The organism is Paraburkholderia sp. BR14320, from assembly GCF_040948665.1.
GTDB classification, from domain to species: domain Bacteria; phylum Pseudomonadota; class Gammaproteobacteria; order Burkholderiales; family Burkholderiaceae; genus Paraburkholderia; species Paraburkholderia youngii.
On the sequence record NZ_JBFPKG010000033.1, the window covers coordinates 1 to 14,825 of the forward strand.

Annotated in this window: 16 protein-coding genes and 1 pseudogene; 12 read left to right on the forward strand and 5 right to left on the reverse strand. The window is 65.6% G+C overall.

What is annotated here, in order from left to right; genetic code table 11:
- Together AB3X89_RS25990 and AB3X89_RS25995 are read right to left on the reverse strand one after the other, a co-directional pair.
- Nucleotides 1–372 (reverse strand): annotated as a pseudogene (locus AB3X89_RS25990) (hypothetical protein); the annotation flags it as partial.
- A gap of 82 nt (nt 373–454) precedes the next feature.
- Nucleotides 455–1,072, reverse strand: a complete 618-nt coding sequence (locus AB3X89_RS25995) for a hypothetical protein (protein WP_368585853.1) — start codon at nt 1,070–1,072, stop codon at nt 455–457.
- Between the two features lie 319 nt (nt 1,073–1,391).
- On the opposite strand from AB3X89_RS25995, the gene AB3X89_RS26000 reads away from it, so the two are divergent.
- The 3 genes from AB3X89_RS26000 (at nt 1,392) to groL (ending at nt 4,182) form a co-directional block, all read left to right on the forward strand.
- Nucleotides 1,392–1,781 (forward strand): hypothetical protein, encoded by a 390-nt coding sequence (locus AB3X89_RS26000; RefSeq protein ID WP_368585854.1) that lies wholly within the window; start codon nt 1,392–1,394, stop codon nt 1,779–1,781.
- A gap of 416 nt (nt 1,782–2,197) precedes the next feature.
- A complete protein-coding gene (gene groES, locus AB3X89_RS26005; protein WP_008923887.1) occupies nt 2,198–2,488 on the forward strand; it encodes a co-chaperone GroES in 291 nt (96 codons plus the stop codon).
- A 53-nt stretch (nt 2,489–2,541) separates the two neighbouring features.
- On the forward strand, nt 2,542–4,182 hold the full coding sequence (gene groL, locus AB3X89_RS26010; RefSeq protein ID WP_013088588.1) for a chaperonin GroEL: 1,641 nt from the start codon (nt 2,542–2,544) through the stop codon (nt 4,180–4,182).
- Nucleotides 4,183–4,386: 204 nt separating this feature from the next.
- On the opposite strand, the gene cysC is transcribed toward groL, so the two are convergent.
- Together cysC and AB3X89_RS26020 are read right to left on the reverse strand one after the other, a co-directional pair.
- Nucleotides 4,387–5,025 (reverse strand): adenylyl-sulfate kinase, encoded by a 639-nt coding sequence (gene cysC / locus AB3X89_RS26015; RefSeq protein ID WP_368585855.1) that lies wholly within the window; start codon nt 5,023–5,025, stop codon nt 4,387–4,389.
- A 114-nt stretch (nt 5,026–5,139) separates the two neighbouring features.
- The gene (locus AB3X89_RS26020) at nt 5,140–6,003 is read right to left on the reverse strand and encodes a hydroxymethylpyrimidine/phosphomethylpyrimidine kinase (protein ID WP_368585856.1); all 864 of its coding nucleotides are present in this window, start codon (nt 6,001–6,003) and stop codon (nt 5,140–5,142) included.
- Between the two features lie 298 nt (nt 6,004–6,301).
- Here AB3X89_RS26020 and AB3X89_RS26025 point away from each other — a divergent pair, with 298 nt between their 5' ends.
- From AB3X89_RS26025 to AB3X89_RS26060, 8 genes are all read left to right on the forward strand, one after another.
- The gene (locus AB3X89_RS26025) at nt 6,302–6,472 is read left to right on the forward strand and encodes a rubredoxin (protein WP_006047743.1); all 171 of its coding nucleotides are present in this window, start codon (nt 6,302–6,304) and stop codon (nt 6,470–6,472) included.
- Between the two features lie 301 nt (nt 6,473–6,773).
- Entirely contained in the window at nt 6,774–8,180 is a 1,407-nt protein-coding gene (locus AB3X89_RS26030) for a hypothetical protein (RefSeq protein WP_368585857.1), read from the forward strand.
- A 308-nt stretch (nt 8,181–8,488) separates the two neighbouring features.
- Complete coding sequence (locus AB3X89_RS26035; RefSeq protein ID WP_013088593.1) at nt 8,489–9,067, forward strand: YqgE/AlgH family protein; 579 nt, start codon at nt 8,489–8,491, stop codon at nt 9,065–9,067.
- A gap of 10 nt (nt 9,068–9,077) precedes the next feature.
- Complete coding sequence (gene ruvX / locus AB3X89_RS26040) at nt 9,078–9,518, forward strand: Holliday junction resolvase RuvX (protein WP_368585858.1); 441 nt, start codon at nt 9,078–9,080, stop codon at nt 9,516–9,518.
- Entirely contained in the window at nt 9,505–10,044 is a 540-nt protein-coding gene (gene pyrR, locus AB3X89_RS26045; protein ID WP_368585859.1) for a bifunctional pyr operon transcriptional regulator/uracil phosphoribosyltransferase PyrR, read from the forward strand. The genes ruvX and pyrR overlap by 14 nt, the downstream gene beginning before the upstream one ends.
- A gap of 63 nt (nt 10,045–10,107) precedes the next feature.
- A complete protein-coding gene (locus AB3X89_RS26050) occupies nt 10,108–11,133 on the forward strand; it encodes an aspartate carbamoyltransferase catalytic subunit (RefSeq protein ID WP_008920711.1) in 1,026 nt (341 codons plus the stop codon).
- A 73-nt stretch (nt 11,134–11,206) separates the two neighbouring features.
- Nucleotides 11,207–12,487 (forward strand): dihydroorotase, encoded by a 1,281-nt coding sequence (locus tag AB3X89_RS26055; RefSeq protein ID WP_368585860.1) that lies wholly within the window; start codon nt 11,207–11,209, stop codon nt 12,485–12,487.
- A gap of 39 nt (nt 12,488–12,526) precedes the next feature.
- Nucleotides 12,527–13,384 (forward strand): lysophospholipid acyltransferase family protein, encoded by an 858-nt coding sequence (locus AB3X89_RS26060; RefSeq protein WP_368585861.1) that lies wholly within the window; start codon nt 12,527–12,529, stop codon nt 13,382–13,384.
- A gap of 36 nt (nt 13,385–13,420) precedes the next feature.
- Here AB3X89_RS26060 and AB3X89_RS26065 read toward each other — a convergent pair whose 3' ends face one another.
- Nucleotides 13,421–14,293 carry a symmetrical bis(5'-nucleosyl)-tetraphosphatase gene (locus AB3X89_RS26065; RefSeq protein ID WP_368585862.1) on the reverse strand — a complete coding sequence of 291 codons (873 nt, stop codon included), beginning with the start codon at nt 14,291–14,293 and terminating at the stop codon, nt 13,421–13,423.
- A gap of 187 nt (nt 14,294–14,480) precedes the next feature.
- Between AB3X89_RS26065 and AB3X89_RS26070 the strand changes: the two genes are divergently transcribed.
- Nucleotides 14,481–14,753, forward strand: coding sequence for an NAD-dependent epimerase/dehydratase family protein (locus tag AB3X89_RS26070; protein ID WP_368585863.1), 273 nt, complete (start codon nt 14,481–14,483; stop codon nt 14,751–14,753).
- The last annotated feature ends 72 nt before the right edge of the window (nt 14,754–14,825 follow it).

Genomic DNA, 14,825 nt, shown 5'->3' on the forward strand with positions numbered 1-14,825 from the left:
GCCGATATACACCGCGCCGAGCGTCGCGAGCGCGGCCGCGGTTAGCGCGAGCGGGTGCCGCCGTCGACGCCCGCCCGGCTCGAACGTGGCCTCGTCGAGCAGTTCGTAGGGGCTCATCTTCGTTTGCGCAGAGCGTCGCGACGCACGGTCCGCGGGCAAGCTCGCGGCCGCTGGCAGCGGGTCGAGTTGCGCGCGCGATGTGCTCAGCGCCCGGGATCGCGCGGCGCGCTCGCCGGGCTTGTCGTCGGTATCGAACGAATCGATCGGTAGCGCATGGCATGCGGGACACGGCGAAAAACGGCCCGGCAGCGGCACGCCGCAGTATGCGCAGTGATGGAAAAACGGCTGGTCGGAAGTCGAGTCGCGCGGCATGGCCGTGTCGCTCCACTGGCGCCGAAGGCCGGCGCCATCAAAAGAATGAATGCGACGACGCTCGCAGGCGGCGTCGGCCGAACTACTGGACGACGTAACCGCGCGCCTGCATGCACGCGCCGTAGGCGGCCCAATAGCGGGTCATCGGAGGCTCGGGCGCGGGCAGCGGCGGCAGCTTCACGTTCGACGCCGCGTTGGCCTGCGTCGAAGCGGCCGCTCCGTCCGATGCGCCGGGTGCCGCCGTTGCGCCCGGTGCCGCCGCCGATGCGTTCGGCGGTGCATTCGCCGCCGCGGTGGCCGGCGCGCCAGGCGCGCTGGCGCCGGCCGCGGCTTCGTTCACGGGCTTCGCCGACGCTGCGCCGCCAGGCGCTTGCGCGCCGGCGAGCGGCGCGCTCGCGGCTTCGGGCGCGCTCGCGTTCCACGGCAGCGGCGTGGCCGAGAAGGAACTGGGGGGAAGCGGGGGTTTCGACGGTACGCCGGTCGACGCACCTTTGGCCGCCGGCGGCTGACGCGGCGGAATCTGCGACTCGTGGGCCATGTTGACCCCGGTCACGCGGTTCGCCTCGGCGTAGCACATCGCGTTATCGATGCTGCGCTCGTAAGGGCTCTGACTTCGGATCGGATAGGTGACTGGCCGCCACGCGAACGCGGCTGTGCTCGTCACCAATAGCGTCAGTACGGTATATGTTTTAAATGCCATCGCAGTCACTCCCGCAGCGATGTCTCGCCTTTTTGTGTTTGATTTCGTGTCGTTTCGAGCTTGTTGTTGATGCCTGGCGCTCGTGTTTCTGTCGCGGCCTGCCGATAGGCCGTGGCGTTGCGGTGCTCGTGCCACGGCTCCCCGGAAGGGCACGTCGCGAATGCCGGTTTAACGAGCGTAGCACCGCGGCTTGGCCGCGCGATGCATCGAATAGCGCGCGAAAACGCCATCGTGCAGTGCAATCAGGACACAATCGGCAAGGCGGCGTTGCAGATCGGGACAATCCCTGGTCGCCACGAAGGATCGTCAGGAGTCGAAGATGAAGAACCTATCGTATCGCTATCGACCGCTTTGCGCTGCGCTTTGTTGGTCGATGCTGTCGCTCGCGGCGCCGCTCGCGAGCGGCGCGAGCGACGCCAACATGAGCGCGGAGACGGCGGGCGAGCGGGCGAATTTCGCGCAGGCGTTTTGCGGCGCGTCGCCCGAGCGGATCGGCGCCTATAAGGAGCGGCTCCGAAAGGTGCTGACCGGAGCGACCGATTTCGATCAGCGCTGGGACGCGGGCTGGCATCGCGCCGACGACACCAATAGCCAGATGAACGCACTGCGCGAGCGAGATCCGAAGGAATTCGCAGCGCGCATCAAGGTCAATTGCGAACGGCTCAAGTGGATGGCAGGTAATGCGTTGCGCCCGCCTGCGCAGAAGTGAGTCGAACCGGATGAGCCGGTCGGTGTCGCGGGCCGTACGGGCCTTGCGACCTTATGCTCGACCGGACGGGGGTTTTCCCTGGAAACAGGAGATCCGACGGGATGGAGTACGGTGCGCGGCTGCTGTTTGTCTGCGATACCGCCCCCTCTCGGTGCGGCGACAGGCCGCGAACCTCGCTGCAAGTATTTGTTTTTGCTCGGGTTCGCAGCTCACGCGCATGACCGCGCCGATGCGCCCGCACCCCGCCGGTCGGGCAAAACCCCGCCCGCGGTGTCGCTCCTCCGCACTTCTTGAATTTGTCACTACCCGTCCATATAATTAGCACTCGCTGCACGAGAGTGCTAACAACATCTCCGGTTGGCTCGTCCAGCCGGGTTTTCTCAGCGTTCTTCAGTCTCAATCAGAGAGGAGTATGTATGAACCTTCGTCCTTTGCATGATCGCGTGATCGTCAAGCGTCTGGATCAGGAAACCAAGACCGCGTCGGGCATCGTGATCCCCGAAGCCGCAGCGGAAAAGCCGGATCAAGGTGAAATCCTCGCAGTCGGCCCGGGCAAGCGCGACGACAAGGGCGCAGCGATCGCCCTCGACGTGAAGGTCGGCGACCGCGTCCTGTTCGGCAAGTACGCAGGCCAGACCGTCAAGGTCGACGGCAACGAACTGCTTGTGATGCGCGAAGAAGACATCATGGCCGTGGTGCAGAAGTAAGCGCAACGTCGCTACTTCCCCGGTTATATCCAAAGTATTCAAGGAGTTAGAAGATGGCAGCTAAAGACGTCGTATTCGGTGATTCCGCCCGTGCCAAGATGGTCGAAGGCGTGAACATTCTCGCCAACGCCGTGAAGGTCACGCTGGGTCCGAAGGGCCGCAACGTGGTCCTCGAGCGCAGCTTCGGCGGCCCGACGGTCACCAAGGACGGTGTGTCGGTCGCAAAAGAGATCGAACTGAAAGACAAGCTCCAGAACATGGGCGCGCAAATGGTCAAGGAAGTCGCTTCCAAGACCAGCGACAACGCAGGCGACGGCACGACGACCGCTACGGTTCTCGCGCAATCGATCGTCCGCGAAGGCATGAAGTACGTCGCATCGGGCATGAACCCGATGGACCTGAAGCGCGGCATCGACAAGGCTGTTGCAGCCGCAATCGAAGAACTGCGCAAGATCAGCAAGCCGTGCACGACCAACAAGGAAATCGCCCAGGTTGGCGCGATCTCGGCGAACAGCGATTCGTCGATCGGCGAGCGCATCGCTGAAGCCATGGACAAGGTCGGCAAGGAAGGCGTGATCACCGTCGAAGACGGCAAGTCGCTGCAAGACGAACTTGACGTCGTCGAAGGTATGCAATTCGACCGCGGCTACCTGTCGCCGTACTTCATCAACAACCCGGACAAGCAAGTTGCCGTGCTCGACAACCCGTTCGTGCTGCTGCACGACAAGAAGGTATCGAACATCCGTGATCTGCTGCCGGTTCTGGAACAAGTCGCGAAGGCTGGCCGTCCGCTGCTGATCATCGCTGAAGACGTCGAAGGCGAAGCGCTCGCAACGCTGGTGGTCAACAACATCCGCGGCATCCTGAAGACCGTTGCTGTCAAGGCACCGGGCTTCGGCGATCGTCGTAAGGCGATGCTGGAAGACATCGCGATCCTGACCGGCGGTCAGGTCATCGCTGAAGAAACCGGCCTCACGCTCGAGAAGGCAACGCTGGCTGAACTGGGCCAGGCGAAGCGTATCGAAGTGGGCAAGGAAAACACCACGATCATCGACGGCGCTGGCGAAGCAGCGAACATCGAAGCTCGCGTCAAGCAAGTGCGCAAGCAGATCGAAGAAGCGACCTCGGACTACGACCGTGAAAAGCTGCAAGAACGCGTTGCCAAGCTGGCAGGCGGCGTTGCAGTGATCAAGGTCGGTGCTGCGACTGAAGTCGAAATGAAGGAAAAGAAGGCACGTGTCGAAGACGCACTGCACGCAACGCGCGCAGCTGTGGAAGAAGGCATCGTCGCTGGTGGCGGCGTCGCGCTGATCCGTGCACGTACGGCGATCGCTGGCCTGAAGGGCGCTAACGCCGATCAGGACGCAGGTATCAAGATCGTTCTGCGCGCAATGGAAGAGCCGCTGCGCCAGATCGTCACCAACGGTGGCGAAGAAGCGAGCGTCGTCGTGGCAGCGGTTGCTGCTGGCAAGGGCAACTACGGCTACAACGCAGCGACCGGCGAGTACGTCGACCTGGTTGACGCAGGTGTCGTGGACCCGACGAAGGTGACGCGCACGGCGCTGCAAAACGCAGCTTCGGTTGCTGGCCTGCTGCTGACGACCGACGCAGCTGTCTGCGAACTGCCGAAGGAAGATGCTCCGATGCCTGGCGGCATGCCCGGCGGCATGGGCGGCATGGGCATGGACATGTAATTCCGCTCGGGCCTCGTGGTCCGGTCGCGTGGTTGAATTGCCGCGCGTCTGGATCACGGACGAGGCCCGGTTGGAAGTCCATGAGGGGGAGTGCACCGCGAGGCGTTTCCCCAAACGAAAAAACCCGCTCAGGCGGGTTTTTTCGTTTGGGCGTCGGGGTTGATGTGGCGGCCGGCGAGCGCTTCCGGACGCCCTGAGTTCGGATCAGGCGCCCGCGGCGTGAGCCGTACGCTGAGCCGATCTTCCGAGACACTTTTCGCGCAGGTAGTGGAAGATCTGCGCGACGCTTTGCGCGGGGCTCAGCGCTCCGGTGTCGACGTGCAGGTCGGGATCGATCGGTGCTTCATAGGGCGCCGATACGCCGGTGAACGAGCTGATCTCGCCTGACCTCGCCTTCGCGTAAAGACCTTTGGGATCGCGGCTCGCGCAGGTGGCGAGCGAGGCGGAGACGTGGGTTTCGACGAACTTGTCTGCTCCGATGATCTCGCGCGCCATTGCGCGGTCTTCGCGTAGCGGTGAAATCAGCGCGGTGATCACGATCAAACCCGCGTCGTTCATCAACTGGGCGACGTGCGCGACGCGGCGGATGTTCTCGCGCCGGTCGTCGCGCTCGAAGCCCAGATCGCTCGCCAGACCTTGGCGGATGTTGTCGCCGTCGAGCACATAGCAGGCATGACCGAGCGCGATCAGCCGCTCCTCGAGCGCGAACGCCAGTGTCGATTTACCGGCGCCGGACAGGCCGGTCAGCCAGATCGTGGCGGGCGTCTGATCAAATATGCGCAGGCGGTCCTGCGCCGCGATCTTGCCGGGGAAGCGTTGCACGAAGCTGGGCGGCTCTTTCATGTAAAAGTTCTCCTGACTCCTCTGGCTCACTCGCAGTGCCAGCCTTGTCGCGACGTGCCAGCGTTGTGCAGGCGTTCCGTGGAATCCGCGATCGATTACCGATGAATGACCAGGTCAGTGCCGCGCTTCGCCGGGCGCTGCGCCCTTGCCTTGCGCGGGCGGGGTTTCGTCGTCGTCGCTGCTGCGTGCCCAGAAGAACCGATCGGGCATGTACGCCCCCATGCCGGGTCGGAACGCATTGCGCACCGCCTGATACAGATACTCCTGACTTTCGCGCACAGCTTCCGCGGGCTCCTGGCCGTTGGCGAGCAGCGCGGCGATCGCTGCGCCGAGCGTATCGGTCAGGCCTGTCAGCCGATGGGGCGCGCGGTCCCACATGTCCTGACGCAACTGGCCGTCCTCGCTGAAGAGCGTGTTGACGAGCCGGTGCGTGCCGGTTTCCGTCGACAGAATGTATTCGCAGCCCTGCGACAGCAGGTGCGAGATCGCGGCGTCGAGGCTCGGCGCCTCGGCGTCGCCGTCGGGCTGCGCGAGCGCAAGCAGCGTCGACGCGTCGGCGACCAGCAGTGTGGTTTGCGGTGCGAGCAGATCGGCGATCGCTTCGCGCAGTTCGTCGGCGGCGAGCACGTGTTCGTCGTCGAGCGTGAAGTCCGGGGCGAGGATCAGCGGGACATCGTCGTAGTCGGCCACCACTTCCGCGATCGCGCTGACCACTTCGGCGCGCGTGCACGCGCCGACCTTGAAGGCGGCGATCGGCATGTCCTCGAGCAGCATGCGCGCCTGCGTCGCGACGATGTCCGGGTCGAGGCCGGTCACTTCATCGCAACTCGCCGAGTCGCGCACGGTGTAGCCCGTGAGCACGGAAACGCCGTGGCAGCCCATGCTGGCAAGTGTCATCAGGTCCGCCTGCAGGCCGGAGCCGCCAGTGGGATCGGAGAGGCCGAAGGTGAGGACGATCGGAGGCGTGTCGCTGGGCATGAAAATGGATGAGAAAAGCAGGATTTCGGCGCACAGTGCGCAAGTGGCTCAATTATGCGGCCTAAACCGTTGACAGGGCGTTTTTTCGCGCAGCTTGCCCGAGGGCGCACTCTACGGTGCCGCTGGCGCCCGCCCAACGCGTGGCAAGACGCCGCAAGCGGCGCCGGCACGGCGCGTGGGCGCCCCGCCGAAGGCCGGTCCACGCTACGATTGCGCGTTTTCGATTGCTAGGCATGGGGGCGGCAACACGGTACCATCATGGCTCCCGTTTCCACGGACTCAACGACGCGACAAAAGAATGGAATATCAAAGCTGGATGTGCCTGATTTGCGGCTGGATTTACGACGAAGAGGCCGGCTTGCCCGACGAAGGCATTGCGCCGGGCACGCGCTGGGAAGACGTGCCCATCAACTGGACGTGTCCTGAGTGCGGAGCGCGCAAGGAAGACTTCGAAATGGTCCAGATCTGAAGCACGGCAAGCCGCCGCAAGCTTCGGCCTCCAAACGGGGTCCCGAGGTTCGGTCCCCAACCCAACCTGAACCCTGAGCTTCAATCCCGAAGGTGAGCGGTGTCTCCACCGCACAATTGCTGCAATCGCTTGATGCGTCCGGCGCGCCCGGCGCCTGTCAGAGCGCGCTGGCGCGGAACATCGCCGGACGCGTCGTGTCGCAACGGTAGTCTGTCATTGTCCTGTCGCCGGTTCGCGCGGTGGCCGCTCACTCGGCACGCGGCGCGAAGCGACGGCGCCGTCAGCTTCGTGTCGCCTGCCCATGACTCTTCGATCCGCTGCACCCGTTTCCATCGATGCACTGCCGAATCCGCGCGGCGGCGCTGTCCGCTCCGCGGAACTTGCGCTCGCCGAGGCGTCGCTCGCGTTTGAGCAGCGCCACGAGAGCGGTGCCGCGCTGCTGCGCGCGTCGCATGCATTGCGCACGGCGGGCTGGCTCAGCGCGCAGCGTTTCGCCGACGCGCTGGTGCGGCTCTCGCCGCTCGCGAGCGACGAGTCGGCCGAAGCGCAAAGCGCCCGGCCGGTGTTCGGCGCGGCGCTGCATGACTTCCGCGCGGCGCTCGAACGTCACAATCTGCGCGAGCTCAGCTGCTCGCCGACGCTGTTCAACCACTACCGCGAGTTGTGCGCGCAACTCGTCGAACCCACGCCGGGCGCCGCCGTCGCGTTCGAAGACCTCGCGCTGTGCGCGCGGCCGGTGCCGCCCGCGTCGCTGCACGCGCAATCCGCCGACCAGCTGGCGCATCTGCGGGCACGCTACGAGCGCGCTCTGCTGCCGGTGCTGCGCTCGCAGGCCGACACGGGTAGCGCGGTGGCGCTTGCGGTCACCAACGCCGCGCTCGACGAGCTCGACGCCGTCTTCGCCGAACTCGCCGGCCCCGATCCCTACGACTTCTGGCGGCTCGCGCGCGCCTGTGCCAAGGCGCTGCGCGCGCGCGGCCATGCAATTCGCGATATCGACGCACGGCGCTTCTACGCGCGCTGCAACCTGGCGCTCGCCGATCACGCGCGCGGCATCGAGCGGGCGCCGCGTTCGCTGGTGCGCGCCACGCTCGCGCTGCTGTGGCGCGACTACGCGCTGTTCGGCGCGGCCGCGCAAGACGCCGACCAGGTCGAGGTGCTGCACGATTACGGCTTGACCGTCGACTGGCACGTCGCCGGCACGCAGTCGTCGGAAGCGCTGTGGGAGGCGCGCGCGCTCGAAGCGCAGTCGCTGCCGCACACGCGTGATCTCGGCGTGCTGAGCGTCAACGCGAACGCATACGAAGATTTCCTGCAGACCGCCGAAGCGTCGATCGAGGCGCTCGCCGCCCATGCCCGCGCGGCCGATCAGCCGGAGAAAGCCGACCCGAGTGAAGCGCTGCAGGCGGGCGACGCCGCCTACCGGCTCGGCTCGGCCGCCTGCGCGCTCGGCCTTGGTCACGTGGCGCTGCTCGCCGATGCGCTCGGGCTCGCATGGCGACGTCGTGCGCATGCGGCGGTCGCGACGCCGGCGGTGCGCGTACACGTGATCGTCGGCGCGCCGGCGGCCGACACGCTCGAACAGGCCGCCGAGGCGTTGCGCGCGTCGCTGCACAAGGTCGCCGCGGGTGTTGGGCCGGCCGGCGGCAGCTCCACGCAGGCGGCGCTCGCCGCGCTCACGCGCGCAATCGAGCAGGGCGGCGCGTGAAGCGCAAGCAAACTTGAACCAAACGCGCGACGTGGCGCGCGAATTGCGTCGGCTACGTCTCGACCGAAGCGTGCCGAATCCGCTGAAACCCATTGTGACAAGTCACAATTGCGCTACTACGCGACGCGCGTCAAACCTGCCGTTCTACGCGGTGTTTCGGCGCCTGATCGCGGCATGGCGCAAGTCGCGCGCGTGATAGAGTGGAACTTGATCCGGCGTCGATGACGCCGCACGTAGCGTGCAACCCAACGCGTTGCCATGCTCAAAGCAGCCCGCCATCGCGCATCGTCTTTGCTAAAATCCGAACTATGTCCAAGAGTACCGATCGCATCAATCTGACCAACCAGTTCCTGATCGCCATGCCGAACATGGCCGATCCGACGTTTTCAGGAACGGTGGTCTACCTTTGCGATCACAGTGAGCGCGGCGCGCTCGGCCTCGTGATCAACCGGCCGACCGATATCGACCTGGAAGCGCTCTTCAATCGCATCGATCTGAAGCTCGAGATCGAACCTCTTCTCCATGTTCCCGTGTATTTCGGCGGCCCGGTGCAAACCGAGCGCGGCTTCGTGCTGCACGATCCGAAAGGCGGCAGCGCGTACACGTCGTCGATGTCGGTGCCGGGCGGGCTCGAAATGACCACCTCGAAAGACGTGCTCGAGGCCGTTGCGAGCGGCAACGGTCCGGAGCGTTTTCTGCTGACGCTCGGCCACGCCGGCTGGGGCGCCGGTCAGCTCGAAGACGAAATCTCGAAGAACGGCTGGCTGACGGTCGAGGCCGATCCGAAGATCGTCTTCGACGTGCCGGCCGAAGATCGTCTCGAAGCGGCGCTCGCGCTGCTCGGCGTGTCGCTGTCGATGCTGTCGGGCGAGGCCGGGCACGCATGAGGGGCCGCGCATGAATCTGCCGGCCGGACGTGAGGCGACGCTGCTTGCGTTCGACTACGGCGTGAAACGCATCGGCGTGGCGGTCGGCAATTCGCTGACGCGCCGCGCGCGGCCGCTCGTCGTCGTGCAGAACCGCAGCAAGGATTACCGTTTCGAAGCGCTCGGCAAGCTGATCGCCGAATGGAAGCCCGATGCGCTGGTGGTCGGCCTGCCGATGCACCCCGACGGCACACCGCACGAGCGCACGCAGCTCGCGAAGCGCTTCGGCAACCAGCTGAACGGCCGCTTCAATCTGCCGGTCACGTGGGTCGATGAGCGCTACTCGTCAGTCGAGGCCGAGGCGGAAATCCGCGCCGGCAACGCCCGCGCCGACATGCTCGATGCCGAAGCCGCGAGCATCATCCTCCAGCAATATCTTGACGGACTTTCCGACGATCATGAGTTCCATTGACGCCGAAGCGCTGTATCGCGCGTTGCTCGACCAGATTCGCGCGGCCTATGGCGACCAGCTCGCCGCAGCGCACGACGGCGCCCAGGCGGCGGTGCTAGCGGGTATCCATAGCGGCGGCGCATGGCTCGCCGAGCGGCTCGCGCGCGACCTGCACCTGGCGAGCTTCGGCGTGGTGAATGTCGCGCTGCATCGCGACGACTACGCGAAGAAAGGGCTGCACGCGCAGGCGAGCCCGACCTCGCTGCCGTTCGCGGTGGATGGCAGCCGCATCGTGCTGGTCGACGACGTGCTGTACACGGGCCGCACGATTCGCGCGGCGGTAAACGAACTGTATGACTATGGCCGGCCGGCATCGGTCGAACTCGCGGTGCTCGCCGATCGCGGCGGACGCGAGTTGCCGGTGGCGGCGCGCTTCGTCGGCGGCGTGGTCGACGTGCCGGCCGACGCGACGCTCGTGCTGGCCCACGAAGACGACGGCGCGGGCGGCCAGCGGTTCTCTTTTCACACTGAAGCACGCGTCGATTGAAACTCGCGCGAGCGACGCGCCGACCTCGATCACGTTGACGCCCGTATTTGAAGCAGGTACATCATGAACACCGCCACCCAGGCTCCGCAAGATTCCTCCGCTAGCGCATCCGAGCGCTTCCGCTACGGCTTCCTGAAGGGCAACCCGCAGCTCACGAAGAACGGCGAGCTCAAGCATCTGCTGTCGATCGAGGGCTTGCCGAAGGCCATCGTCAATCACATTCTCGAGACCGCCGACCAGTTCGTCAGCGTGACCGATCGCGAAGTGAAGAAGGTACCGCTGCTGCGCGGCAAGTCGGTGTTCAACCTGTTCTTCGAGAACTCGACGCGCACCCGTACCACGTTCGAGATCGCGGCCACGCGGCTGTCGGCCGACGTGCTGAATCTGAACATCAACGCGTCGTCGACGAGCAAGGGCGAATCGCTGCTCGACACGATCAACAACCTGTCGGCGATGCACGCCGATCTGTTCGTCGTGCGTCATGCGTCGAGCGGCGCGCCGTTCCTGATCGCGCAGCACTGCGCGCCGCACGTGCACGTGATCAACGCCGGCGACGGCCGTCACGCGCACCCGACGCAGGGTCTGCTCGATATGTACACGATCCGCCACTACAAGAAAGACTTCACGAAGCTGCGCGTGGCGATCGTCGGCGACATCCTGCATTCGCGCGTCGCGCGCTCGGACATTCATGCGCTGACCACGCTCGGCGTGCCCGAAGTGCGCGCGATCGGTCCGCGCACGCTGCTGCCGGGCGGCCTCGAACAGATGGGCGTGCGCGTGTTCCACAACCTCGACGAAGGGCTGAAGGACGTCGACGTGATCATCATGTTGCGCCTGCAGAACGAACGCATGAGCGGCGCGTTGCTGCCGTCGTCGCAGGAGTACTTCAAGAGCTGGGGGCTGACGCCCGAGCGACTCGCGCTCGCCGCCCCCGATGCGATCGTGATGCACCCCGGTCCGATGAACCGCGGCGTCGAGATCGACTCGCAGGTCGCGGACGGCCCGCAATCGGTGATCCTGAATCAGGTGACGTTCGGTATCGCGGTGCGCATGGCGGTGATGGGGATCGTCGCGGGCAATAACGACTGAGCGACGACTGATCGGGAAGCCGAACGATAGGCTGAACCACAGGGCTGAACCACAGGTTTAACAAAGGCAGCGCATGAAGATTCATATTCAAGGCGGCACGCTGATCGATCCGGCAGCGGGCACCGAACAGCAGCAGGACATTTTTATCGAGGCGGGCAAGATCGCCGCTCTCGGCCAGGCGCCGGCCGGCTTCCAGGCGGAGCGCACGATCGACGCCCACGGTCTGTCGATCGCGCCGGGTCTCGTCGACCTGTGCGCGCGTTTGCGCGAGCCGGGCTACGAGCACAAGGCGACGCTCGGCTCGGAAATGGCCGCGGCGCTCGCGGGCGGCGTGACGAGCCTCGTATGTCCGCCGGACACCGATCCGACGCTCGACGAGCCGGGCCTCGTCGAAATGCTGAAGTTCCGCGCGCGCAATCTGAACAAGGCGCACGTGTATCCGCTCGGTGCGCTGACGGTCGGTCTGAAGGGGCAAGTCATCACCGAGATGGTCCAGCTGACCGAGGCGGGCTGCGTCGGCTTCTCGCAGGCCGACACGCCGATCGTCGATACCCAGGTGCTGATGCGCGCGCTGCAATACGCGAAGACCTATGGCTTCACCGTGTGGCTGCGTCCCGTCGATGCGTACCTCGGCAAGGGCGGCGTCGCCGCGAGCGGCGCGCTGGCGTCGCGGCTCGGTCTGTCGGGCGTGCCGGTGTCGGCCGAAACGATCGCGCTGCATACGATCTTCGAACTCGTGCGCGTGACCGGCGCGCGTGTGCATGTGTCGCATGTGTCGTCGGCGGCGGGCGTCGCGCTCGTGCGCGCGGCGAAGGCCGAAGGCCTGCCGGTGTCGTGCGACGTCACGGTCAACCACGTGCATCTGATCGACCTCGACATCGGCTATTTCGACGCGCAGTTCAGGCTCGATCCGCCACTGCGTCAACAGCGCGATCGCGAAGCGATCCGCGCGGGCCTCGTCGACGGCACGATCGACGCGATCTGCTCCGCGCACACGCCGGTCGACGACGACGAAAAGCTGCTGCCGTTCGCCGAAGCGACGCCCGGCGCGACTGGCCTCGAACTGTTCCTGTCGCTGACGGTCAAGTGGGCCGACGAAGCGGGCGTGCCGCTCGCGACCGCGCTCAATCGCATCACCGCGGCGCCGGCGCAGGTGTTGGGCCTCGAAGCGGCTGGCCGTATCGCGGTCGGCGCGGTGGCCGACCTCTGCGTGTTCGACCGTCACGCTCACTGGCGCGTCGAGCCGCGCGCGCTGAAGAGCCAGGGGCACAACACGCCGTTCCTCGGCTACGAACTTCCGGCGCAGGTGCGCGCGACCGTCGTGTCCGGTCAGCTCGCGTACGAACAGCGCTGAGCGGGCATCGTCTCGGTCCAGTCAAGGAAAGCTCCGGCCATGAAGCTCGCGTTACGCAAGATCCGTCTCATCACGCATCTGCTGCACGGCATGTGGACCGTCGCGACGCGCTTTCCGAACGCGAGCGCCGAGCGGCGACACGCGCTCAATCGCGCGTGGTCGTTGAAGATGCTGCGGCTGTGCGGCATGCGCCTCGTCGTGCATAACGATGCGGTGCGGCTCGATCGTGGCGCGCTCGTCGTCGCCAATCACGTCTCGTGGATCGACATCTACGTGATCAACGCGTGGCGGCCGACGCCGTTCGTGTCGAAGGCGGAGATCCGGCAATGGCCGGTGGTCGGCTGGCTCGCGCAGCAGCTCGATACGGTGTTCATCCAGCGCGAGAAGCGCAGCGACGCGAAGCGGATCATGCACGAACTCGCCGATCGGCTCAGTGCGGGTGAACTGATGTGCGTGTTCCCCGAAGGCACGACGTCGAACGGGCTCGAGTTGCTGCCCTTTCACGCGAACATGTTCCAGGCGGCGGTGTCGGCCGGTGTGCCGGTGCAGCCGCTGTGCATCATGTACGAGGATGCGCAGGGCCGGCAGTCGACCGCACCCGCGTATATCGACGATGTGTCATTGTCCGACTCGCTCGACATGCTGTTGCGTGGCGGTCCGCTAACCGCTCACGTCTATGTCGGCGCACCGCTCGCGCCGAACGCCGACCGGCGGGTGCTCGCGGCGCAGGCTCAGAATGTGGTGGCGAACGCGTTGCGGGACATGCAGGCCGGCAACGCAGTGGCGGGGACGGTCGCGCAAGAGGGCGACGTGGCAGCTGCCGCGCCGTCGAGCGACGCCGCCGAGACGCCGGAAACGCTGATCGAGCCCGTCGATCAGCCGCGCCGCTCGGCCTGAGCGGCGGTGCTGCCGGGCAGCGTCGCCGCCTTCTGTTCAATTGCCCCCGCGCGGCACGCCGCACGAATCGCAATCGACCTGCGTCAACGTACGCTCGGCCGGATTTCGCGCGAGCCGTACCGCCGACAGCTTCTGCCCCCACACGCAACCCGAATCGAGGCCGATCAGGTTATCGCGCAGCATCAGGCCCAGCGCGGCCCAATGACCGAACACGACGGTCACGTCGGCGGTCTGGCGCGACGGCACGTCGAACCATGGCATGCAGCCGCTCGGCGTGGATGCGAGCGTGCCGCTGCTGCTGAAATCCATCACCCCCTCGGCGCTGCAAAAGCGCATGCGCGTCAACGCGCTGCACGTCACGCGCAGGCGCTCGATTCCCTTCAGGCCCGGCTTCCAGCGGTTCGGCTCGTTGCCGTACAGGCCGGCAAGCGTTTCTTTCCAGTTCGGCGCACGCAGCGCGCGCTGCAATTCGTCGGCGAGTTCCAGCGTCAGCGTCGTATCCCATTGCGGCAGCACGCCCGCGTGCACCATCAGCATGCCGTTGTCGAAATGCGCGAGCGGCCGGTGGCGAATCCACTCCAGCAGATCGGCAGCATCGGGCGCGGCGAGGATGTCTTCGATCGTGTCGCCTTTCTTCGACTTGCGAATCCCCGCCGACACCGACAGCAGATGCAGATCGTGATTGCCGAGCACCGGCACCGCGCGCTCGCCGAACGCGATGACGTCCCGCAAAGTGTCGAGCGAGTCGGGACCGCGGTTGATCAGATCGCCGGCGAACCACAGCGGTGTGCCGTCCGGCGGCGCGGCTTTGGCGAGCAGTTGCTGAAACGGCGCACGGCAGCCTTGCAGATCGCCGAATGCAAGAGGAACGAGGGGAGCGGACGTACTGGAAGCGTTGTGGGATGTCATCGAGGAAATCAGGTCGATTCGACACGCGCGGTGTTGCACGACGCGTGCCACGCTGGGCAGAGCAGCAAGCTAGCGTGACATAATAGCCCGTTTGGGGTTCGGACATTGCGCGATCACGTTGTGGGACGCGGGCAACCCCGCATGGACCGCGTGCGCTATTCCAATACAACAACAGGATGACTCTCTCGTGAACGAAGCCAGCATGTCGTCTCCCGTCGCGAAGCAATTGATTCGCACGCTCGTCACCGGTGCGAACGGTTTTACCGGCCGCTATCTGGTCGAGAAGTTGAGCGGGCGTGGGCACACCGTGATCGAAGCGGTGTGGGGGCGGGTGAGCCTGACACGCAGGGCACAGCACACGCCGCGGCGGCGTCCGGTCGACTGGATACGATCCATTAACGGTGTCGAGCGCGACATGTCATGGCGTTTCTGTGCTCGGTTCGTGTTAGCGACCGCATAAACAGTCACTAGGACAGCAAATGGCAGCCAGAATGGTGAGGCTGTTTCAAATGGTTGAATTCGAATTTTTGGC

Bases quoted from the DNA above. Each gene is read 5' to 3' on its own strand.
- AB3X89_RS25995 (WP_368585853.1), bottom strand. From the start codon at position 1,072: ATGGCATTTAAAACATATACCGTACTGACGCTATTGGTGACGAGCACA.
- AB3X89_RS26000 (WP_368585854.1), top strand. From the start codon at position 1,392: ATGAAGAACCTATCGTATCGCTATCGACCGCTTTGCGCTGCGCTTTGT.
- groES (WP_008923887.1), top strand. From the start codon at position 2,198: ATGAACCTTCGTCCTTTGCATGATCGCGTGATCGTCAAGCGTCTGGAT.
- groL (WP_013088588.1), top strand. From the start codon at position 2,542: ATGGCAGCTAAAGACGTCGTATTCGGTGATTCCGCCCGTGCCAAGATG.
- cysC (WP_368585855.1), bottom strand. From the start codon at position 5,025: ATGAAAGAGCCGCCCAGCTTCGTGCAACGCTTCCCCGGCAAGATCGCG.
- AB3X89_RS26020 (WP_368585856.1), bottom strand. From the start codon at position 6,003: ATGCCCAGCGACACGCCTCCGATCGTCCTCACCTTCGGCCTCTCCGAT.
- AB3X89_RS26025 (WP_006047743.1), top strand. From the start codon at position 6,302: ATGGAATATCAAAGCTGGATGTGCCTGATTTGCGGCTGGATTTACGAC.
- AB3X89_RS26030 (WP_368585857.1), top strand. From the start codon at position 6,774: ATGACTCTTCGATCCGCTGCACCCGTTTCCATCGATGCACTGCCGAAT.
- AB3X89_RS26035 (WP_013088593.1), top strand. From the start codon at position 8,489: ATGTCCAAGAGTACCGATCGCATCAATCTGACCAACCAGTTCCTGATC.
- ruvX (WP_368585858.1), top strand. From the start codon at position 9,078: ATGAATCTGCCGGCCGGACGTGAGGCGACGCTGCTTGCGTTCGACTAC.
- pyrR (WP_368585859.1), top strand. From the start codon at position 9,505: ATGAGTTCCATTGACGCCGAAGCGCTGTATCGCGCGTTGCTCGACCAG.
- AB3X89_RS26050 (WP_008920711.1), top strand. From the start codon at position 10,108: ATGAACACCGCCACCCAGGCTCCGCAAGATTCCTCCGCTAGCGCATCC.
- AB3X89_RS26055 (WP_368585860.1), top strand. From the start codon at position 11,207: ATGAAGATTCATATTCAAGGCGGCACGCTGATCGATCCGGCAGCGGGC.
- AB3X89_RS26060 (WP_368585861.1), top strand. From the start codon at position 12,527: ATGAAGCTCGCGTTACGCAAGATCCGTCTCATCACGCATCTGCTGCAC.
- AB3X89_RS26065 (WP_368585862.1), bottom strand. From the start codon at position 14,293: ATGACATCCCACAACGCTTCCAGTACGTCCGCTCCCCTCGTTCCTCTT.